Origin of the sequence: Sulfitobacter sp. EhC04, from assembly GCF_001650875.1 — a bacterium.
Classification (GTDB): Bacteria; Pseudomonadota; Alphaproteobacteria; order Rhodobacterales; family Rhodobacteraceae; genus Sulfitobacter.
This window is the reverse complement of the sequence record NZ_LXYI01000036.1, coordinates 1-15,941: the sequence shown is the minus strand read 5'-3', so window position 1 is coordinate 15,941 and position 15,941 is coordinate 1. Positions and strand designations below refer to the sequence as shown.

The window sequence follows — 15,941 nt, the reverse complement described above, 5'->3', positions numbered from 1 at the left end:
CAGTCCCGCGTTCTCATTCCCGAAGGCTCCCGCCTCTTCGGGACCTACAATTCGAATGTTTCTTTGGGCCAGGCCCGCATTCTGGTTGGCTGGTCACGCATCGTCACACCCGAGGGGCAATCGGTTCAGCTCGCCGCATTTGGCGCGGACGATCAGGGCCGCTCGGGCGTGACGGGCTCCGTGAACTCCCGCTTTGGGCTGCGCTTTGGCACAGCTGCATTGCTCTCAATCATCGGCGCAGGACCGGCAATCGCCGCATCCGAGGCCAGCTCCGAGACCGGATCAGAAATTGCCGAGGATGTCGCGGGCAGTTTTTCGCAGGCCACCAATGCGGTGATCGGAGAATATGCCACCCTGCCTCCGGTTATCTCGGTCCAGCCAGGTGCTGCGATCAGTGTGATCGTCGACCGTGATCTCGAGTTCTATTGATGAACCCGGCGGCAGAAAAAGCCAGTTTTCTTTCGACCTATCTAAGACCTCTGGCTGCACCGCTCGCCGATCCCTGCGTGGTCGAAATAGCGGTCAATCCCGATGGAAAGGTCTGGGTGGAAACCCGGGGGGCTGAGCATATGGTCGGCCTCGAGGGCGTGTTCTACTCCCCTTCCCAAGCTCGGGACCTTGCAACATCCATTGCCAGCGCGACCCACGGACAGATCAGCGAGAAAAAGCCGCTCGTCTCCGGCAAGATTGAGATGAATGGCAAGCCGATCCGGGCACAGGTCGTCTATCCGCCCGTCGTGGATGGCGGGCCCTCGATCACTTTGCGACGCTATAGTGAAGACCAACTCACCTTGGGCGACATCGGACTGTTGCACGGTGGACTGGTGGATTTAGATGCCGAACGACAGGCAAAAGCCGAACGGGTCATCGCACTGACGCAGGCGGGGGATATTCGAGCCGCCATGAAACTCTGCATCGACGAGCGGTTGAACATCATGATCAGCGGCGGGACGTCCACAGGCAAAACGACTTTTGCCCGGGCGCTTTTCGCGCTGGTGACCAAGACGGAGCGTATCGTGACCATCGAGGACGCATTCGAGCTCTTTCCTCCGCAGCCCAATCGCGCGATGCTCAAGGCGGACCGTATCCCCTCAAGTGAACGCACAGCGGCCAAATTGCTGGAGACCTCTTTACGCATGCGTCCTGACCGGATCATTCTTGGCGAATTGCGCGGCGATGAGTGCAAGACCTTCCTCGACGCGATCAACACCGGTCATTCCGGCTCTTTCACCACAATTCACGCCGATACCGCGCAGAAGGCGCTCGACCGCCTTGCCCTCATGGTCATGTCAGTGGGCATCAATATGAGTTTTGAGGAGGTAAGGCGCTATGCCGCGTCCAGCATCGATGTCGTGGTGCAGCTTGGGCGGAAGGACGGACGGCGCGGGGTCGAACAGGTGTGGGTGCCGGGCAGCTCATGTCCCTGAGGGGATCTGCTAGTCCGCCGCAGATGGGACCTGCACACAGCGATGATGCATAACAGGGCACCCTGATCGGGAAGCGGAAAATAGTCGGTTTGGCGACAACAGGAAACTTGAGGGGGATACCGTGGTTTCTTCACCCCACATTTTTCACCAGCGTCATCAGCTCAGAGTAGCTGGTGACCACATCGTATTTGACGCTGTTGTCATTGATCCGTCGACCGATTTCGTCAAAGAACTTTCGCGCACATTTGATCTTGGTCTGTTCCAGTTCACGCATCTTCATCGAGGGGAGGTCAGACTTGGTCTCTGCGACGAAGTAGAGATGCTTGATACCGCCTTCTTTGAAAGCGATCGCCCAATCGGGGTTGTAGTCACCAACGGGTGTCGGGATCAGGAAGCCGAGTGGCAGTTTGGAGTAAACGACAACCTCTGCGCTTGTATCGAGATCCCTGACAAAGTCGCGCTCTACCTTGGAATCCACGATCGCATAATCATAGACGTGGTTCTTCAGCTTCTCGGTCGCCTTCTTGAAGTCGTTGCCCGTTTCGCCCGCCGTGAACAGCTCGGAATCATAGCGCTCTTCGACCGCATCGTAGGTCAGCTTTTCAATGATCGCGGTTGCTTTTTGCTCTTGGATCAAGTGTGAGGCATCGGCAATGAACTGTTCGGGGTTCTTGGCGAATTCACCAAATTTTACCGGCTGGATCCCGGCCAGGATTTCGCCCACGGTCTTGCGTGTCAAATCAGTATTCTGAGCAATTGATCCGATGACATCGTATGACACGCGTGAATGTGCACTCTTGCCGCTCTCAGACCGAATTTTCCCCTGCACGAAGGCACTGCCATCCCGAAGGTTTTCATCGGTCACGTCATCGGACAAGGCACCCTCTGTCACCAGATATTGCAGCGGCGCAACCTGCAGTTCGCTTTCCAACCGGTTAATACAGCTTTTGACCAGCGCGACGCTGTCGAACTCAACCTGATAGACGGCCTTTCGGTTTATCCTGCGCCATAGCTCTTGAAATTCCTTGCGCTGGAAATTTTGATTCAGCCGGTTTCTTTTCGGAGTGCGCCCATCACTGAACATGTCGTCGATCGCCCTACCGTTGAAGACGCTGTCGATCAGCGCGAAGACGGCATCGCGATGGGCTTCCAGCTCCTCGGGAAGCTCTTCCAGCTGCTCTGACTTGCGGGCCTCGTGATAGGCGGCAGTAATGTGGCCATCTTCATCCACATAGTCGCTCTTGATCAGGAAGCGCTCCAGCTTTTTGGCAAGCGATTTATCCAAGACCAGTTCCAGATCGCCGGTTTTCAACGTCTTGCCGTCAAAGTACTCGGCATCCGCCTGCTTCGGCCGTGCCGACAGATTCTCGACGATCTCCTTCTGCAGCGCCGTCACAAACCCCTTGTAGCTTTCCGAAGCGACCACGGTCAGCACATTGATATCATGCACGGTCACCGGATGATCCATCCGCTCGCCATTGCGATTGACCGCGATCCGCAGGCCGCGCCCGACCTCCTGACGCCGTGAGATGGTGTTCTGGCTTTCATTGTGCTTGAGCATGCACATCACGAAGACATTGGGGTTGTCCCAACCTTCACGCAGGGCCGAGTGGGAAAAGATGAACCGCGTGGGTTCCTCGAAGGACAGCAAACGCTCCTTGTCCTTCAGGATCAAATCGTAATCGCTGGGTTCGGTCGATTGGCCCGCCAACTCGCCACGCGCGGCGGCCTTGGGGTCTGTCATCCGCCCCTTCTTGTCGATCGAAAAGTAACCGCGATGGGTCTTGCCCACCTCGATCCCGGCCAGATAGTTGCGATACTCCACATTCTCCAGCGGCAACTCAGCAAGAAGCTCGTCAACTGCCTGCGCGTATTCTTCCTCGAACACCCTGGCATATTCGCCCTGCTCGTCAGGTTGGTCGTAGTCACGATACTTCACCACCTCGTCGATGAAAAACAGCGACAGCACCTTGATCCCACGCGCGAACAGAACCTGTTCACGTTCCAGATGGGCCGAGATCGTCTCGCGGATCTGAATGCGCCGGATATCACGTTCCGTCACATCGCCTGAGGCTTCGCCCGCGTGCAGCACATCACCATTGGTGAAATGCACCGTGTCGTCGCGGGCGTCGATATTGCTGACAACGAAATCCTTGTAGACCTCCAGCCCCTTGGACAGATCGAACAGGTTGCGCCCCTGTTCCAGCTTGCGGGCGACACGTTTGATCCCGCTCTGCATCTTGACCTCGATATCCACCCAGGCTACCGGCGCGGCGCTTGAGGTCTCGATCCGGTGCAAGAACAGATAAGGGTTCGTCCCGCTCAGGCCTTTGGTTTCCACACCGCGCACCTTGATCTTCTTGACCAGCTTCCTGTTGAAGGCATCCACCGCATCCAGACGATGCACCTTGTTGTGGACGGTTCTGTGCGTCGCCGAATAGCGCATGATGAACAGCGGGTTGAACAGCGGTAAGCTTTTTTGCGTCGCCGGCCCTTCCATTTTCTGCGGCTCGTCCAGGATCAGGATGGGCCGGTTCTTGGCGATCACGTCGATGGGTTTGCGCGACTGGAAATCGTCCAGCTCGTCATAGATCCGCCGGTTATCCGCCCCTGACGCGTTGAAAGCCTGAACGTTGATCACCATCACGTTGATTCCGGCGTCCGACGAAAAGCTCTCCAGCTCGTGCAGCCGCTTGGAATTATAGACGAACGCCCGCACCTTCTTGCCGTATTCCTGCTGGAAATGCTCGGCCGTCATCTGGATCGACTTGGCCACGCCTTCGCGGATCGCCACGCTGGGCACCATGATGATGAACTTGGACCAGCCATAGCGTTTGTGCATTTCGAACATGGTCTTGATGTAGACATAGGTCTTGCCCGTGCCCGTCTCCATCTCGACGTCGAGGTTGATCTGCGCCCCCGGCTTGTAGCTGGCGGGCTTGGTCTTGCCCTTGTCATCGGTGTGATGCGTAAGGCTGTCCGACGGGGGCAGCATCGCGCCGCGCTGCACCTTGCGGATGTTCTCCAACAAGACATCCTCGGGCAGCCTGACGGGGGCGTTGCCAAAGCCTTCCACCTCCATCTTGGCCTGCCGGTCTGCACCGGGGTCGATGGTGTATTTCAGAACATCCTGCCGGGGCTGGCCCTCAAAGCAATCGACCACGGCGTCAACTGCATCGGTCTGATAGGGTTGCGACTTGAACTTGATTTTCATGACTGTCGCTTTCTTAAATTCAGCGCTTCTTTCGTAATTTCTTTCGTAGGATGTTCTTGTTTCATTCGCACAGCTTCCATTGCGGGGCAGGTTTGGAGCCAGCGTTAAAAATCACATCGTTACGCCGTAAGCCACTGAGAAGGTTTCCGATTTTGTTTCTCTTCTGCGTGTCATCCAAGGCGTCGCTTAACTTGTCCCAGAGCAGGTCATCAACGTCCTTTCGTGAAGCGCTGCCGAACTTTCGTAAAAACTCAACCACCATGTCCGCGTAATGCTGATCGTCAAATGCACGGGTCTTGATGTATTCGGCCTTCCTGGACGATGCAGCCGCAACAGCAGCCGAGACGCGGAACCGAGGTTTGCGCCCCTCGACCAGCCCCTTGCGCTTCAGCGCCTGGATCGCCGCATCCGGCACCTCCAACCCTTTCTGCACTCGGTCGAGCGCCAGCACGTCGGTCAGCTTCAAGCCGCCGTTTTCCATCAGCACCCGCGTATAGGCCGTATCAACAACCCCACCATAGACCGTCATCACCACAGCGTCCCCGGCCACCTCGTAATCTGGCATCGGCAGGTAACGCCGCCGCTGCGTTTCATACATCCGCTGAATGCCGTAACCCATCTGGTCGATCATGTTCAGCTCGACCATGGCCTGCACCAGATAGGGGTTGCGATATCCCCTTGGCGTCTTGTCACCGCGCACATAATCCTCTGGCGCGCCCTCAAAGAACCGGCCTGCGTTCTCCAACACCAAGCGATCCGGCCGCTCGGTCACGATGATCCGCTGGTTCTGGCGGTAATCCTGATGGGCGATGCAGTTGTGCAGCGCCTCCAGCACGACCTTCTGATCGTATTTCGACACCTCATGCGGCAGCAGCTCGTCATCGGGCAACAGGCGCAACTGGATATTGCGGATACGTTGATACAGCTGCGAGGTCGCCAGCAGGAATGGCGGGCCGAAATGTTCATAGGCCGTTTCCGGTCCGACCAGCTTCCACGTCATCTGGGCGGGATGTGGGGACAGCAGATAGGCGCTTTCTGCACGCCCCAACAGCAACAGCGCCGTGCGGGTCACCTGCCCGCGTTGGGTCACCTTCGCGCGGTCCAGCAGGGTCGCCACCGGCCAGCTGCGCACCTCATCCGCGTCAATCCGATTTTGATGCTTCAGGGCAAAGTCACTGCGCGCGCGTTCCACCGCTTGCGGGTCCAGATCGTCCAGCGTGGCACCGTCCACCACCTGCGCGCTCCAATCGCCGTGCAGGGTCTGGTTGCGGATTTCATCCTGTTTCGCAAAGCCAAGTGCGCTCAGGCTTTCACCTGCCCGCGCATAGGTCTGACCCTGCCACGCAATCGGAATACCCCTTGGGGCGGGCGGGATCTCCAACATGACAACCCGCTTGCCGTCCACATCCACCTCATGAATTTGCCGGAACGTGGTTGTCGGGTCTGCACCATCGGCAATCTGCTGCTTGAGGCTTTGCAGATGCTCGGGGGTCGGCCGGTAATCCGTCCCCACGACAGTCCTGCTCTTGTTATTCACCCCGAACACAAGCCAGCCCGCGTCCACGTCCTTCAGGTTTGCCTCATTCGACAAAGCCGAGAAGTATTTCCCGATATCCCCTGTGGAATATGAATTGGACGCTTCCTTGAACTCGACCACCTCGTTTTCCCAGGTCGCGATCAGGTCGGTCAGTTTCTGGCCCAGAATAGAGTCGTGCGCGGCGGGGCTCATCAGATGGCTTTGACCTCAGTGTCGGGCGACAGGGATTTGAAGATCTGTTTCACATTGATCTTGGTCGCGTCGTCCTTGAAGCCTGTGTCCTTGAACACCACGCGCAGGGGTTTGCGGGCGGCGAGGGTTTTGACCAGTGTTTCATCCACGCTGTTATCGAAACAGGCGATCAGGGCGCTGCCGGCGACGGTGAAGACGGTCTTGCCGTCCAGCACCTCGCGGATGATGGGCAGGGTCAGGTCAACGCCCCAGTCCAGCAGCACCTGAAACAGCAGGTCCTCGGGGGTGCGATCCGGTTTGATATTCTCCACACGGGTCAGCAAGTCGGCTTGAGAGGTGGCATCGGGGGTATAATAGACATCGGCCATGTTCGAGCTGTCGATTTTCAGCACGCGAAAGCCCACATCGCGGTTCCAGTCGGGGTGACACTCCCCTTCGAGGATTTTTGCCCCCGCGCGGCGGATGCGTTCTTTCGTAACGTCACAGATGTCACTGAAACCAAGCTTTCCCGCAGATGAGTCCGCCTTGATGCTTTCTGGCAGCTGAACAGAAATGAACTTCCGGTTCACACCGTCCAAAGCACTGAGGCGCATCAAAGCATGTGATGTTGTGCCAGAACCTGCAAAATAATCTAGAACTAAATCATCATCTTCATCGGCCACCTGCTCAATAAGTCTCTCAATGAGCGCAACTGGTTTTGGAAATGGAAATACATCAGCATCAAAAAGGTCACGGACATCTTTTGTGCCATCCGCCGTAAAAACATCATCTATAACTGATCTAAATGAAATGAGCTCCGATACCATGTCGCGTCGAAATTTTTTCTCTCGCGGGCGTCCGTCATCCTTGGATGGAAAAATTATGCAGCCTTCTTCTATCAACTGCTTCATTTTGTCTCTGGAATAACGCCATCCTGAAGCCGGGCTGGCTGGAAAAATTCTACCAGTGTCTGGTTCGATCAGATCGTAATGAAGATTTGGTCGTTGTGCCTCCGTCGCCAACCCAAGAATACTTCTACTCATCCAAGGGCCGCGCGGGTCGTTATCTGGGTTTTTGAACTTAGATTCGTCGCGCTTCACTCCACGAAGAGATGTTTCACCGGATTTGGAATAAGCTATTATATATTCATGATCCGTAGATACATTTGACTTTGAACGAGTGTCGGTGAATTGTCTCGCCTTCCACACAAATTGCGCGATGAAGCTTGACGCGCCAAAAATCTCATCAGAAACTGTTCGCAGATTATGGATCTCTATGTCATCGCAACTTATTAGGGCAATCCCACCTTCAACCAACAAGTTCTTGGATACTCTAAGCCGAGAATACATCATCGACAGCCAATCCGAATGGAACCGCCCATTCGATTGCGTATTTGCCACCAGCCGGTTGCCCGCCTCATCCACCTGATTAGACTTGGCCAGAAACTCTGCCGTGCTTTCGGCAAAGTCATCGTCATAGACAAAATCATTGCCGGTATTATAGGGCGGATCGATATAGATCATTCTGACCTTGCCCAGATACGTCTCTTGCAGCAGTTTCAGCGCCTCCAGATTATCGCCTTCGATAAACAGGTTGCGGGTGGTGTCGAAATCCACCGACTCCGCCCGCACGGGCCGCAGGGTTTTCGCAATCGGCGCATTGGCCGTGATCAGCGCCTGCCGCTTGCCCGGCCAGTCCAGATGATACCGCTCTTGCGGGCCGTCCACGATGCTGTCCGACAATTCCTGCCGCAGCAGGTCAAAATCCACCATCCGCCGCAGCGTGCCATCCGGCCCCGTGCCCTCGGTCACGCACCCCGGAAACAGCGCCGCGATCTTGTCGATATTCTGCGCGGTCAGGTCGGGGCTGTGCAGTTTCAGCTTTTCGATTTCGTCCGTCATGGTTTTCCCCCGCCCGCTTTATCCGGGTCTTTCATATGGTCAAAGGCCGCCTGTGCCTCGGCCAACTGGCCGTGCAGCGTCACCTTGATGTTGAACTGGCTTTCGCGTTTCAGCCTGGATTGAAGCTGTGCGATCTCACGCTCTTTTGCCCTGATTGCCGCCAGTCGCGCAAGGCGGGTCTCCACATCCTCGCCCGGCACGGGTGCGACCGGCAAAAGCGCGGACAGCATCCTGTCATACAGCGCGCCCATGTTGACCGCCACCGGCAAGGGCTGGCGCGGGCTGTCCTGCGCGACCCAGTCGCCACGCAGGAGATCGGACAGCACCCATTTGCCGCGCTCCGCCTCGGACGGGCGTTTGTAGGCAGCGGCGGGTTGGACGCGGTCCCCCTCTACCACCTCGAACATCAGCGGGAACGGAATGGCGCGGTCAACGGCGCGCAGGATGTCATCATGCAGCACGTCGCCCTTGAGCGTGACGCGGAACACCTGAATTTCCGGCACGGCGGCTGTGGCGGGCAGGTTCAGCGTCTCGGGCGCCAGCTTGTGCGCCCATATGATCTGATCCACCTCACGCACGAAGCGGTCCCGCAAGGCGGTGCTGGCATTGGCCCCATCATAGATGCGGGTCTTGGGGATCACGCGTTTCAGCGCGGTCTGGGGCGGGTATTGATACAGCGTCATGGGTCGCGCACCACGATAAAGGCGATGAGTTCGAAATCCTCCAGCCCCGCGATGGTCTGGGTCAGGGCCGTGGTATGCCCGCCCGAGAACAGGCTGTCGATGTCGCGCTCTTCCTTAACCTCGATCATCGAGCGGATCGCGTCGTTGAGCAGGTTTGAGTAGGTCCCCATCCTGCGCCCATCCTGCGTTTCCGCGTTGAAGGCGGTGCAAAGGTCGCGAAATGGAATGGTGTTTCCCTTGCATCCCGACCGGATCAGATCGAGCAGGCGTTTGACCTGTGTCTGGTCAGCAATGATCTGCCCCTCCTGACCGATGTAGATCAGGTAATAGGGATGCAGGCGGTTCTGCTGGCCCACGTTCACGCTGTCATGGATGTTGCGCAGCGTGAAGATCACGCCGGGGTGCAGGCCGCGCTTGGGGTCGGACGGGATGACGGTATGCAGCCCATGCGGCATGCGCGGCAGGTCGTCATGGGTCTTGAGGTAGTTGAGCAGGTCCATGCGGAAGTCGTTGAGGCCAAGGTCGGTGATGGAAATGCCGGTCTTCACGTCCTCCAGCTCGATCACCTCTTTCTGAAGGCGCTGAAGCTGATCCTTGCGGTAGGCCACATCCGAGCTTTTGGAGGTCAGCACGTTGTCCTCGCCGGTGCCCGCCATGTCGACGATGTGCATCCGGTTTTCGACGCGCTCCTTGAGGTTGATGTATTCATCCAGGCTGATGTCAGGCCAGTAGTTGGAAAGCTGGATCTGCGTGTTGGGCGAGCCGATCCGGTCGATCCGGCCGAAGCGCTGGACGATGCGGACAGGGTTCCAGTGGATGTCGTAGTTGATCAGGTAGTCGCAATCCTGAAGGTTCTGCCCTTCGGATATGCAGTCGGTGCCGATCAGGATGTCCAGCTCAGCCGGATCATCAGGCATGATCTTGTCCTTCTCCTTGGCGCGGGGGGCGAAGAGCGTCAGGACGGACTGGAAGTCGTAGAATTTCTTGAGCGTCGTGCGCGGATTGCTTGATCCAGTGACAATTCCGCTGTGAATGTTCTGTGCCTCGGCAAAATGCGGCGCAAGATTGTCGAACAGATAGTTCGCTGTATCCGCGTAGGCGGTGAATACGACCACCTTGCGGTTGCCAGCATTCAGAGGGTTGGCCATCTTGCCCGCGATTTCTGTGATCAGGTGCTGAAGCTTCGCATCACCCTCGGGCGCGACCTTCTCCATCTCGGCGATCAGGCCGTCGATGATGATCTTGTCGACCGACAGCTCCTGCTTCCAGGCCGTGATGTCCATATCGGCCAGGTCGATCTTGATCTTCTTGCCGACCGAGAAATCGGCGAACTCGTCGTCCTCGTCCGCAACTGCCTCCAGGTCGATATCCAGATCCTCGACCGTCGCCGCACCTCCTGCGGCCTCGAACTGCGCGATGGCATCCAGCGTCCTGCCGATATTGCCGGACAGCGCGCCAAGCGTCTTGCGGAACGCATGGACCGAGCTTTCCAACCGCTTGAGAAGGTTGGTTGTCATCAGGGCTTGCAGGCTCTTTTCGCGGTCGGCCTGTTTAAGCGTGCCTTTGCCGCCTTCAGTCTTGGTGTCGTAGCGGTCCTCATATTTCTTCAGGCGACTGGGCTGGATATAGTTGACCGGTGCATAGACGGCCATCTTCAGGTCGCTCAACTGGGCGAAGATCTCGTTGAACCCGATGACATCGTCACGTTGCGTAATCGGCAGATGGTGTGACAACGGCTTGAGTCGCGTTGGAAACTTCCCGATGTCCGCAGTGTCGTAGAAGGTTTCGATATGCTTGCGGGATCGCGCGATCGTCACCGCATCGAGCAGCTCAAAGAAATCAAAATCCAGAGCCCTCAGGATGGAGGCTGGTGTCCTCTGATCCGGCGGGAGGTTGGACCAGACGTTGAATGCAGTCTGTGCGCGGCGGAATATCTCTTCCACGCTGGACTTGGTTTTCAGGTTCTTGCTCAGCGCATCTGAATGTCCTTCATAGGCAAGCGCCAGCTGGTTTCTGAGATCTGTGAAACGATTGTTAACCGGCGTGGCCGACAACATTAGGACCTTGGTCTTGACCCCGGCTTTGATCACCTGGTTCATCAGTCGTTGGTAACGGGTCTCGCGGTCCTTGTAGACATCGTTGTTCCGGAAGTTGTGGGATTCATCGATGACGACCAGATCGTAATTGCCCCAGTTCACTCGGTCGAGCCGCATCCCGAATGACTCGCCAGAGGTGCGCGAGAGGTCCGTATGGCACAACACGTCGTATCGAAATCGGTCCTTGGCGAAGATGTTCGTGGTCAGGTTTGCGTTATAGTTGCGCCAGTTGTCGGCCAGCTTTTTCGGGCACAGGACCAGAACGTCCTTATTGCGCAGCTCGTAATACTTCACCACAGCCAAGGCAGTGAAGGTCTTACCCAAACCCACACTGTCTGCCAGAATGCACCCGTTGTAGGTTTCAAGCTTGTTGATAACGCCGACGGCGGCATCTCGCTGGAAGTTGAACAGCTTCTGCCAAACAAGACTATCAAGATAGCCAGTTCGATCCTTGGGCAGGACGTCCTCATCGATCTCGCTCAGGAAGTCGCTGAACAGGTTGAACAGGATCATGAAGTAGACCCGCTCGGCAGGGTTCTCCTGGTACACGGACTCGATGTGCTCAAGTACCTCGGCCGTGACATCCCGCAGCTTTTCCTCATCATTCCAGATCTGGTCAAAGAGGTTCAGGTAGGTCTGCGCAAACTGGGGCTCATCCATGACCTGTGTGTAACTTGAGACCGCATCCCCGCGCTGATACCCGAGGTCAACAGCGGTAAACCCTGATAGAGGCATATAGGCCGCACCGGTCTCGGACCGCTGCACATGTCCGAACTGCTGCATCGGCGCTGATGTGACGTTCGATTTGAATCGCGCCTTCTTGCGGATCCAGTTGGCACATTCCCGCGCGACCGCCCGTTGAGTCATCTTGTTCCGAAGCTGAATTTCAAACTCGCTGCCTGACAGCGTTTCTGCCGCTCGCCCCTTGGGAATGAAAAACTCACGCTTCTCCTTCTTGATGCGGTCGATCGCACCGTTTGGGGTAAACGTCGGTGTGGTAAAGATGAACTCAAACCCTTTTAGTTCACGCAATTCCGTTTTCAGGGCATCGAATGCGTAAATAGAGAAGCACGCGGCGGCGACCCGAAATTTCGACGCGCCGGGCAGCTCGCTTTTCAGATCATCTCCCAGCAGCGTGGTTGTGTTGTCGACAATCCGCAAAAGTTCCCCCATAGGTCATATGTTCGGAAATGATGTCACACTAACTCTCGCGGCAGAATGTGCAACGCTTTGAAAATAAATGCGCAAAGCTGTTTACACTGCCAAAAAGAATAACTCGGAGCTTTGGGCGAAGCCAAGCGTAAGCCCTTCCCCAAGCATTCGGCCATCGACCGCCCCATCACCTTAATCCACTACCTAAGCCCAGACTAGGATCGTAAGCGCTTCTAAAGCCTTGGTTTTTATTTGTTTAATGATTTAGAAGTGGTCAGGCTGTACTAGTTCCGGCCAAGCCTGAGCTCCGTTGCCTACGACCAGATCGTGTTTTCTTTGGCTGTGCCCTAGCGGCTTCTGCGTATCCCTGTAGCGCTCTTGCATAGGTCTGGACCGCAGTCTCGAATTCCTTGTCGCCCATGGAGATCGCCGCGGGTGCTGCGGGTTCTGGTTGCTCGAGGGTGATTTTTTTCGGCCTGTTCGAGACTGGCGCTGCAGCAGGAGGATAGGGCAAGGCATGCCCCTGCCGTGCTTTGTCGATCTCCTCAAAATGCCGGTCCGCATAGTAGCGGATGTGATCCGCCTTGATGGGATATTGCCCCTCAGGCAGGACAAGGACCTTGTCGAGCGGGAAACGCAGCAATTCAGCGGGGGATACCAGCGCCCGTTCTTCCGAGCGACGGCTGATATTTGCGCTTTCCGAGAGCTTGCGCACGGTTGCCTGTGATCTGGTCTTGCCCACGATCGTGCGCTTGCCGAGGGCTGCGGACAGCACGTCGGCGGTGCGATCATCCTGCGGGGTCATGTAAATCTGTACACCCGCACCGGCCTGTAGCGCACGGCGGTCGGTTTCGCCGTAGATGCCCTCAAGACCGGGGATCGACTGCGAGATGATAAAAAGCCGCCCGCCATAGGACCGGATCGTCTTGATGCTCTGCAAGACCAGAGGCTGTTTGCCCAGTTGGTCGAATTCATCCATCAGGAACATGACGGGATGTGGCTCGTCCGGTCCGGGATGCGCGCGCTGCAGACATGCGATGGCATCGGCGAACAGGAGCCGGATCAGGGGGGCCAGTGTTTTCAGGTGCTCCGGCTGCACGACGATATAGAGCGACTGTGACTCTCGTCGGAACGTCCCGAAGTCGAAATCGCTTGCCTGTGTCGCTCGGTCCACCGCCGGATCGAGCCAAAGCTCCAATCCAGCCCCGCGGATCACACTGACATAGGAATCGAGAATCTTATCCACTTCGTCGGCCATGCTCAGGAAAATCTCTGCCACCACCGGGTTTGCGGTCTGCATCGCAGCCCGTTTGTAGAATTCCTTTTTATTGCCGCCCCCGGTCATGATCCGCAGCGCCTCACCGATCGTCGGCTTGCCGGTCTCGATGGCGTAGAGGCAAGACGCCACGAACAGGCTGCGTCCGGCCTGGAAAAAGCTCTGCGCGTTCACGCTTTCGACGATGAGGAACAAGTCCGCCATGGTGTTGACGGCGGTGTATTGCTGCTCGGGGCTGGGCAGATCGGCAATGCGCTGGAGAGGATTAAATCGGTGCGTGCGGGTCAGGACAGGCCCGTTCTTGCCTTCGGGCTGAACGTAGTCATAGGGCGAAAAGTACCAGACCTGATTGTTCAGCGCCTTTTGGCGGTGGATGGATGTCTTCTCGAAATTCTCGCCCTTGACGTCGAGGATCACGGCACTGCCCTGGAAGTGCAAAAGGTTCGGTAAAACGAAGCCTACCCCTTTGCCCCGGCCCGTTGGCGCGATCATCATTGCGTGTGGGAAGCGATCTGGCGTGGCCGACACGAAAGGCGCGCGGGACGCAGGTGACCCGAGCTTGCCGAACAGAAAGCCGTTCTGGGAAAGAGATGCCGACATACGGTTGCGGCGGAGCTCGGGACGCGACTGGAAATGCGCATCATCATAATCGGTGAGCGACCCGCGATGAACGGATGTCGCTCCTGTCGCCGCCAGCAAAAGGGCAGGAAGTGCCGTGATGAGCCACGCAGTTTGTTCCACCGCAGGGTTTGCCTTGATCCGAGGATCGGACAGATCGAGCAACCAAGGTTCGAAAATATCGAACCCACCCAGGTCTTCGCCAAATCGCGCCATCAGATAAAGCGTGGCGATCGAGGCACCTATCCAGGCGCCAACACCGAGACCGAGCAGGATGGCGATCGGATACCGCCAACGGCTTTCCATTGCATGCAGCATGTTTTGAATCCTCTAAAGGCCGTATTCGCCACTGGTATCGTCCCGGTCGCGCGCCCGCTCCTCGGCGCGCTCGAAAGCTTCGATCCGGGTCCGGTAGGTGGCAGCGGGTTCGCTGTCGCGGCCCGCAATGTCATCATCCGCATCCACTGCGGCGATGGCCTTTAGCTCCGAGAACACGGCTTGTCGCAGACCAGGATCTTCGATGCGTTCCATGAGCGGATCAATCCGGCCCGCTGCCAGCTGATCCAAATCCCTGTCGCGCAGGTCTTGCCGCACGTCGGAGATCAGCTTGTTCAGCGTGGCGATGTCGGCAAGGCGGCTGCCCTGCCCCGCGTCGAGAATGTCCTGACGCGCCAGATCCTCCAAAAGATCACGATCCATGTGCAACTCCGCAAAAACATCACGCGCGCGCGCCTGCAGGTCGCGTTCGAGCCCAAGCCAGTCCGAGCGCTCCTGGGCGTCCACTGGGCGTGAGGCTTCGAGTTGCGCCTCGCTGCGATGGGGTGCGGTGAAACGGGCAGCGACTTCTTCGATGCTGCTGCCCGCCTCCTCGAATCGTGCCTCCATCGGTGCCAGAACGCGCGCCAACTCCGCTCTGAAATGACCCAATGCAGCATCGGCCTCGGCGACGAGCGGATTGCCCTCCTCTGCTGCCCGTGCAGCCAGCCCCGCAATCCCCTGAACTCTGTAGGGATCGCGCTCGGGCGACACCGATGAAGAATGATCCGCAAGAAAGTCGCGGCCCAGAAGCGTGCCCATTTCGCGGGCCTTCCCCGCAAAGAGCTGTTCCAGTTCGACCTTTTCGGCACCGGGAGCCATGTCCTGAATGGCGCTCCACGCGGTGTCGGCTTCCGCTTGCAATGTCTCGCGGGCGGCGATCAGACGACCGATCACATCCGCTCCGGCAGCGGGGATATCAACCCCTTCGGCAAACCCTTCTTTCACCGGCATTCCTTTCATCAAGTTGGTGGCGGCAAGCTCTGCGCCCTCCGCGATGCGCCCCATCCATCCATCCGGAGGGGTGTCGGCCTCCAGGCCCATCCCCGCAAGTTGCGCCAGCTGCCGATACCCCGCGGCGTGTCTGCGTATCTCGGCCTCTCGCAGAGCGCGGCTTTCAGGATCCAGCGGGGCAACCACTGGCTCCCGTCCCTCCTTGCGGGCCGCCTGCAAATCAGTGTCCCGCGGGGCGTTTTCCATGATGCCGCGCGACAGACGGGAAGAGGCGTTCAGCACCAGACCGTGCTCGCCCGCGATCTGCGCATGCAGCTCGCGCATCATGTCATAGCTGATCTCGGAATGGCGACTGATCGAGAGGAACTTGCCGTCCTCCATCCCGACCTTGTCGACAAGGACATGGGCATGCACATGATCTGTGTTGCAATGGAGGGCCGCCACATACCGATATCGATCCCTGTAATCCCCGCCAAACACCTCCTGCGCCCATTCGCGCGAGATGGCTTCCGCCAACTCCGCCTCGGTTCCCTTTGGAAAGGACAGGATGATGTGATCGGTATGACCCCGTTTCGGGGCCCCGCACCAGGAAGCACT

At 57.6% G+C, this 15,941-nt stretch carries 9 protein-coding genes; 2 read left to right on the top strand and 7 right to left on the bottom strand.

Going from position 1 to position 15,941, the window contains the following annotated elements:
* Window positions 1-429: TrbI/VirB10 family protein (locus A8B82_RS15700; RefSeq protein ID WP_138069784.1), on the top strand; the 429-nt coding region annotated here is incomplete at its 5' end.
* Window positions 429-1,427: a P-type DNA transfer ATPase VirB11 gene (virB11, locus tag A8B82_RS15695; protein WP_082899334.1), complete on the top strand. Its 999-nt coding sequence runs from the start codon at window positions 429-431 to the stop codon at window positions 1,425-1,427. The genes A8B82_RS15700 and virB11, both read left to right, overlap by 1 nt.
* Window positions 1,428-1,557: 130 nt before the next feature.
* Here the strand turns inward: virB11 and A8B82_RS15690 are convergent, their stop codons facing one another.
* The 7 genes from A8B82_RS15690 to A8B82_RS15660 all read right to left on the bottom strand — a co-directional run.
* Window positions 1,558-4,641 carry a type III restriction-modification system endonuclease gene (locus A8B82_RS15690; RefSeq protein WP_067294413.1) on the bottom strand — a complete coding sequence of 1,028 codons (3,084 nt, stop codon included), beginning with the start codon at window positions 4,639-4,641 and terminating at the stop codon, window positions 1,558-1,560.
* Between the two features lie 61 nt (window positions 4,642-4,702).
* Window positions 4,703-6,370 (bottom strand): RNA-binding domain-containing protein, encoded by a 1,668-nt coding sequence (locus A8B82_RS15685; RefSeq protein ID WP_067294411.1) that lies wholly within the window; start codon window positions 6,368-6,370, stop codon window positions 4,703-4,705.
* Window positions 6,370-8,250 carry a site-specific DNA-methyltransferase gene (locus A8B82_RS15680; protein WP_201120836.1) on the bottom strand — a complete coding sequence of 627 codons (1,881 nt, stop codon included), beginning with the start codon at window positions 8,248-8,250 and terminating at the stop codon, window positions 6,370-6,372. Before A8B82_RS15680 ends, A8B82_RS15685 begins: the two co-directional genes overlap by 1 nt.
* Complete coding sequence (locus A8B82_RS15675; protein WP_067294409.1) at window positions 8,247-8,933, bottom strand: DUF4391 domain-containing protein; 687 nt, start codon at window positions 8,931-8,933, stop codon at window positions 8,247-8,249. Before A8B82_RS15675 ends, A8B82_RS15680 begins: the two co-directional genes overlap by 4 nt.
* Entirely contained in the window at window positions 8,930-12,190 is a 3,261-nt protein-coding gene (locus A8B82_RS15670; protein ID WP_067294415.1) for a helicase-related protein, read from the bottom strand. The genes A8B82_RS15675 and A8B82_RS15670 overlap by 4 nt, the downstream gene beginning before the upstream one ends.
* A 265-nt stretch (window positions 12,191-12,455) precedes the next feature.
* Window positions 12,456-14,393 carry a type IV secretory system conjugative DNA transfer family protein gene (locus tag A8B82_RS15665; RefSeq protein ID WP_067294407.1) on the bottom strand — a complete coding sequence of 646 codons (1,938 nt, stop codon included), beginning with the start codon at window positions 14,391-14,393 and terminating at the stop codon, window positions 12,456-12,458.
* Window positions 14,394-14,405: 12 nt separating this feature from the next.
* Window positions 14,406-15,941, bottom strand: a 1,536-nt coding sequence (locus A8B82_RS15660) for a relaxase/mobilization nuclease domain-containing protein (RefSeq protein WP_067294404.1), incomplete at its 5' end; no start/stop codon positions are given.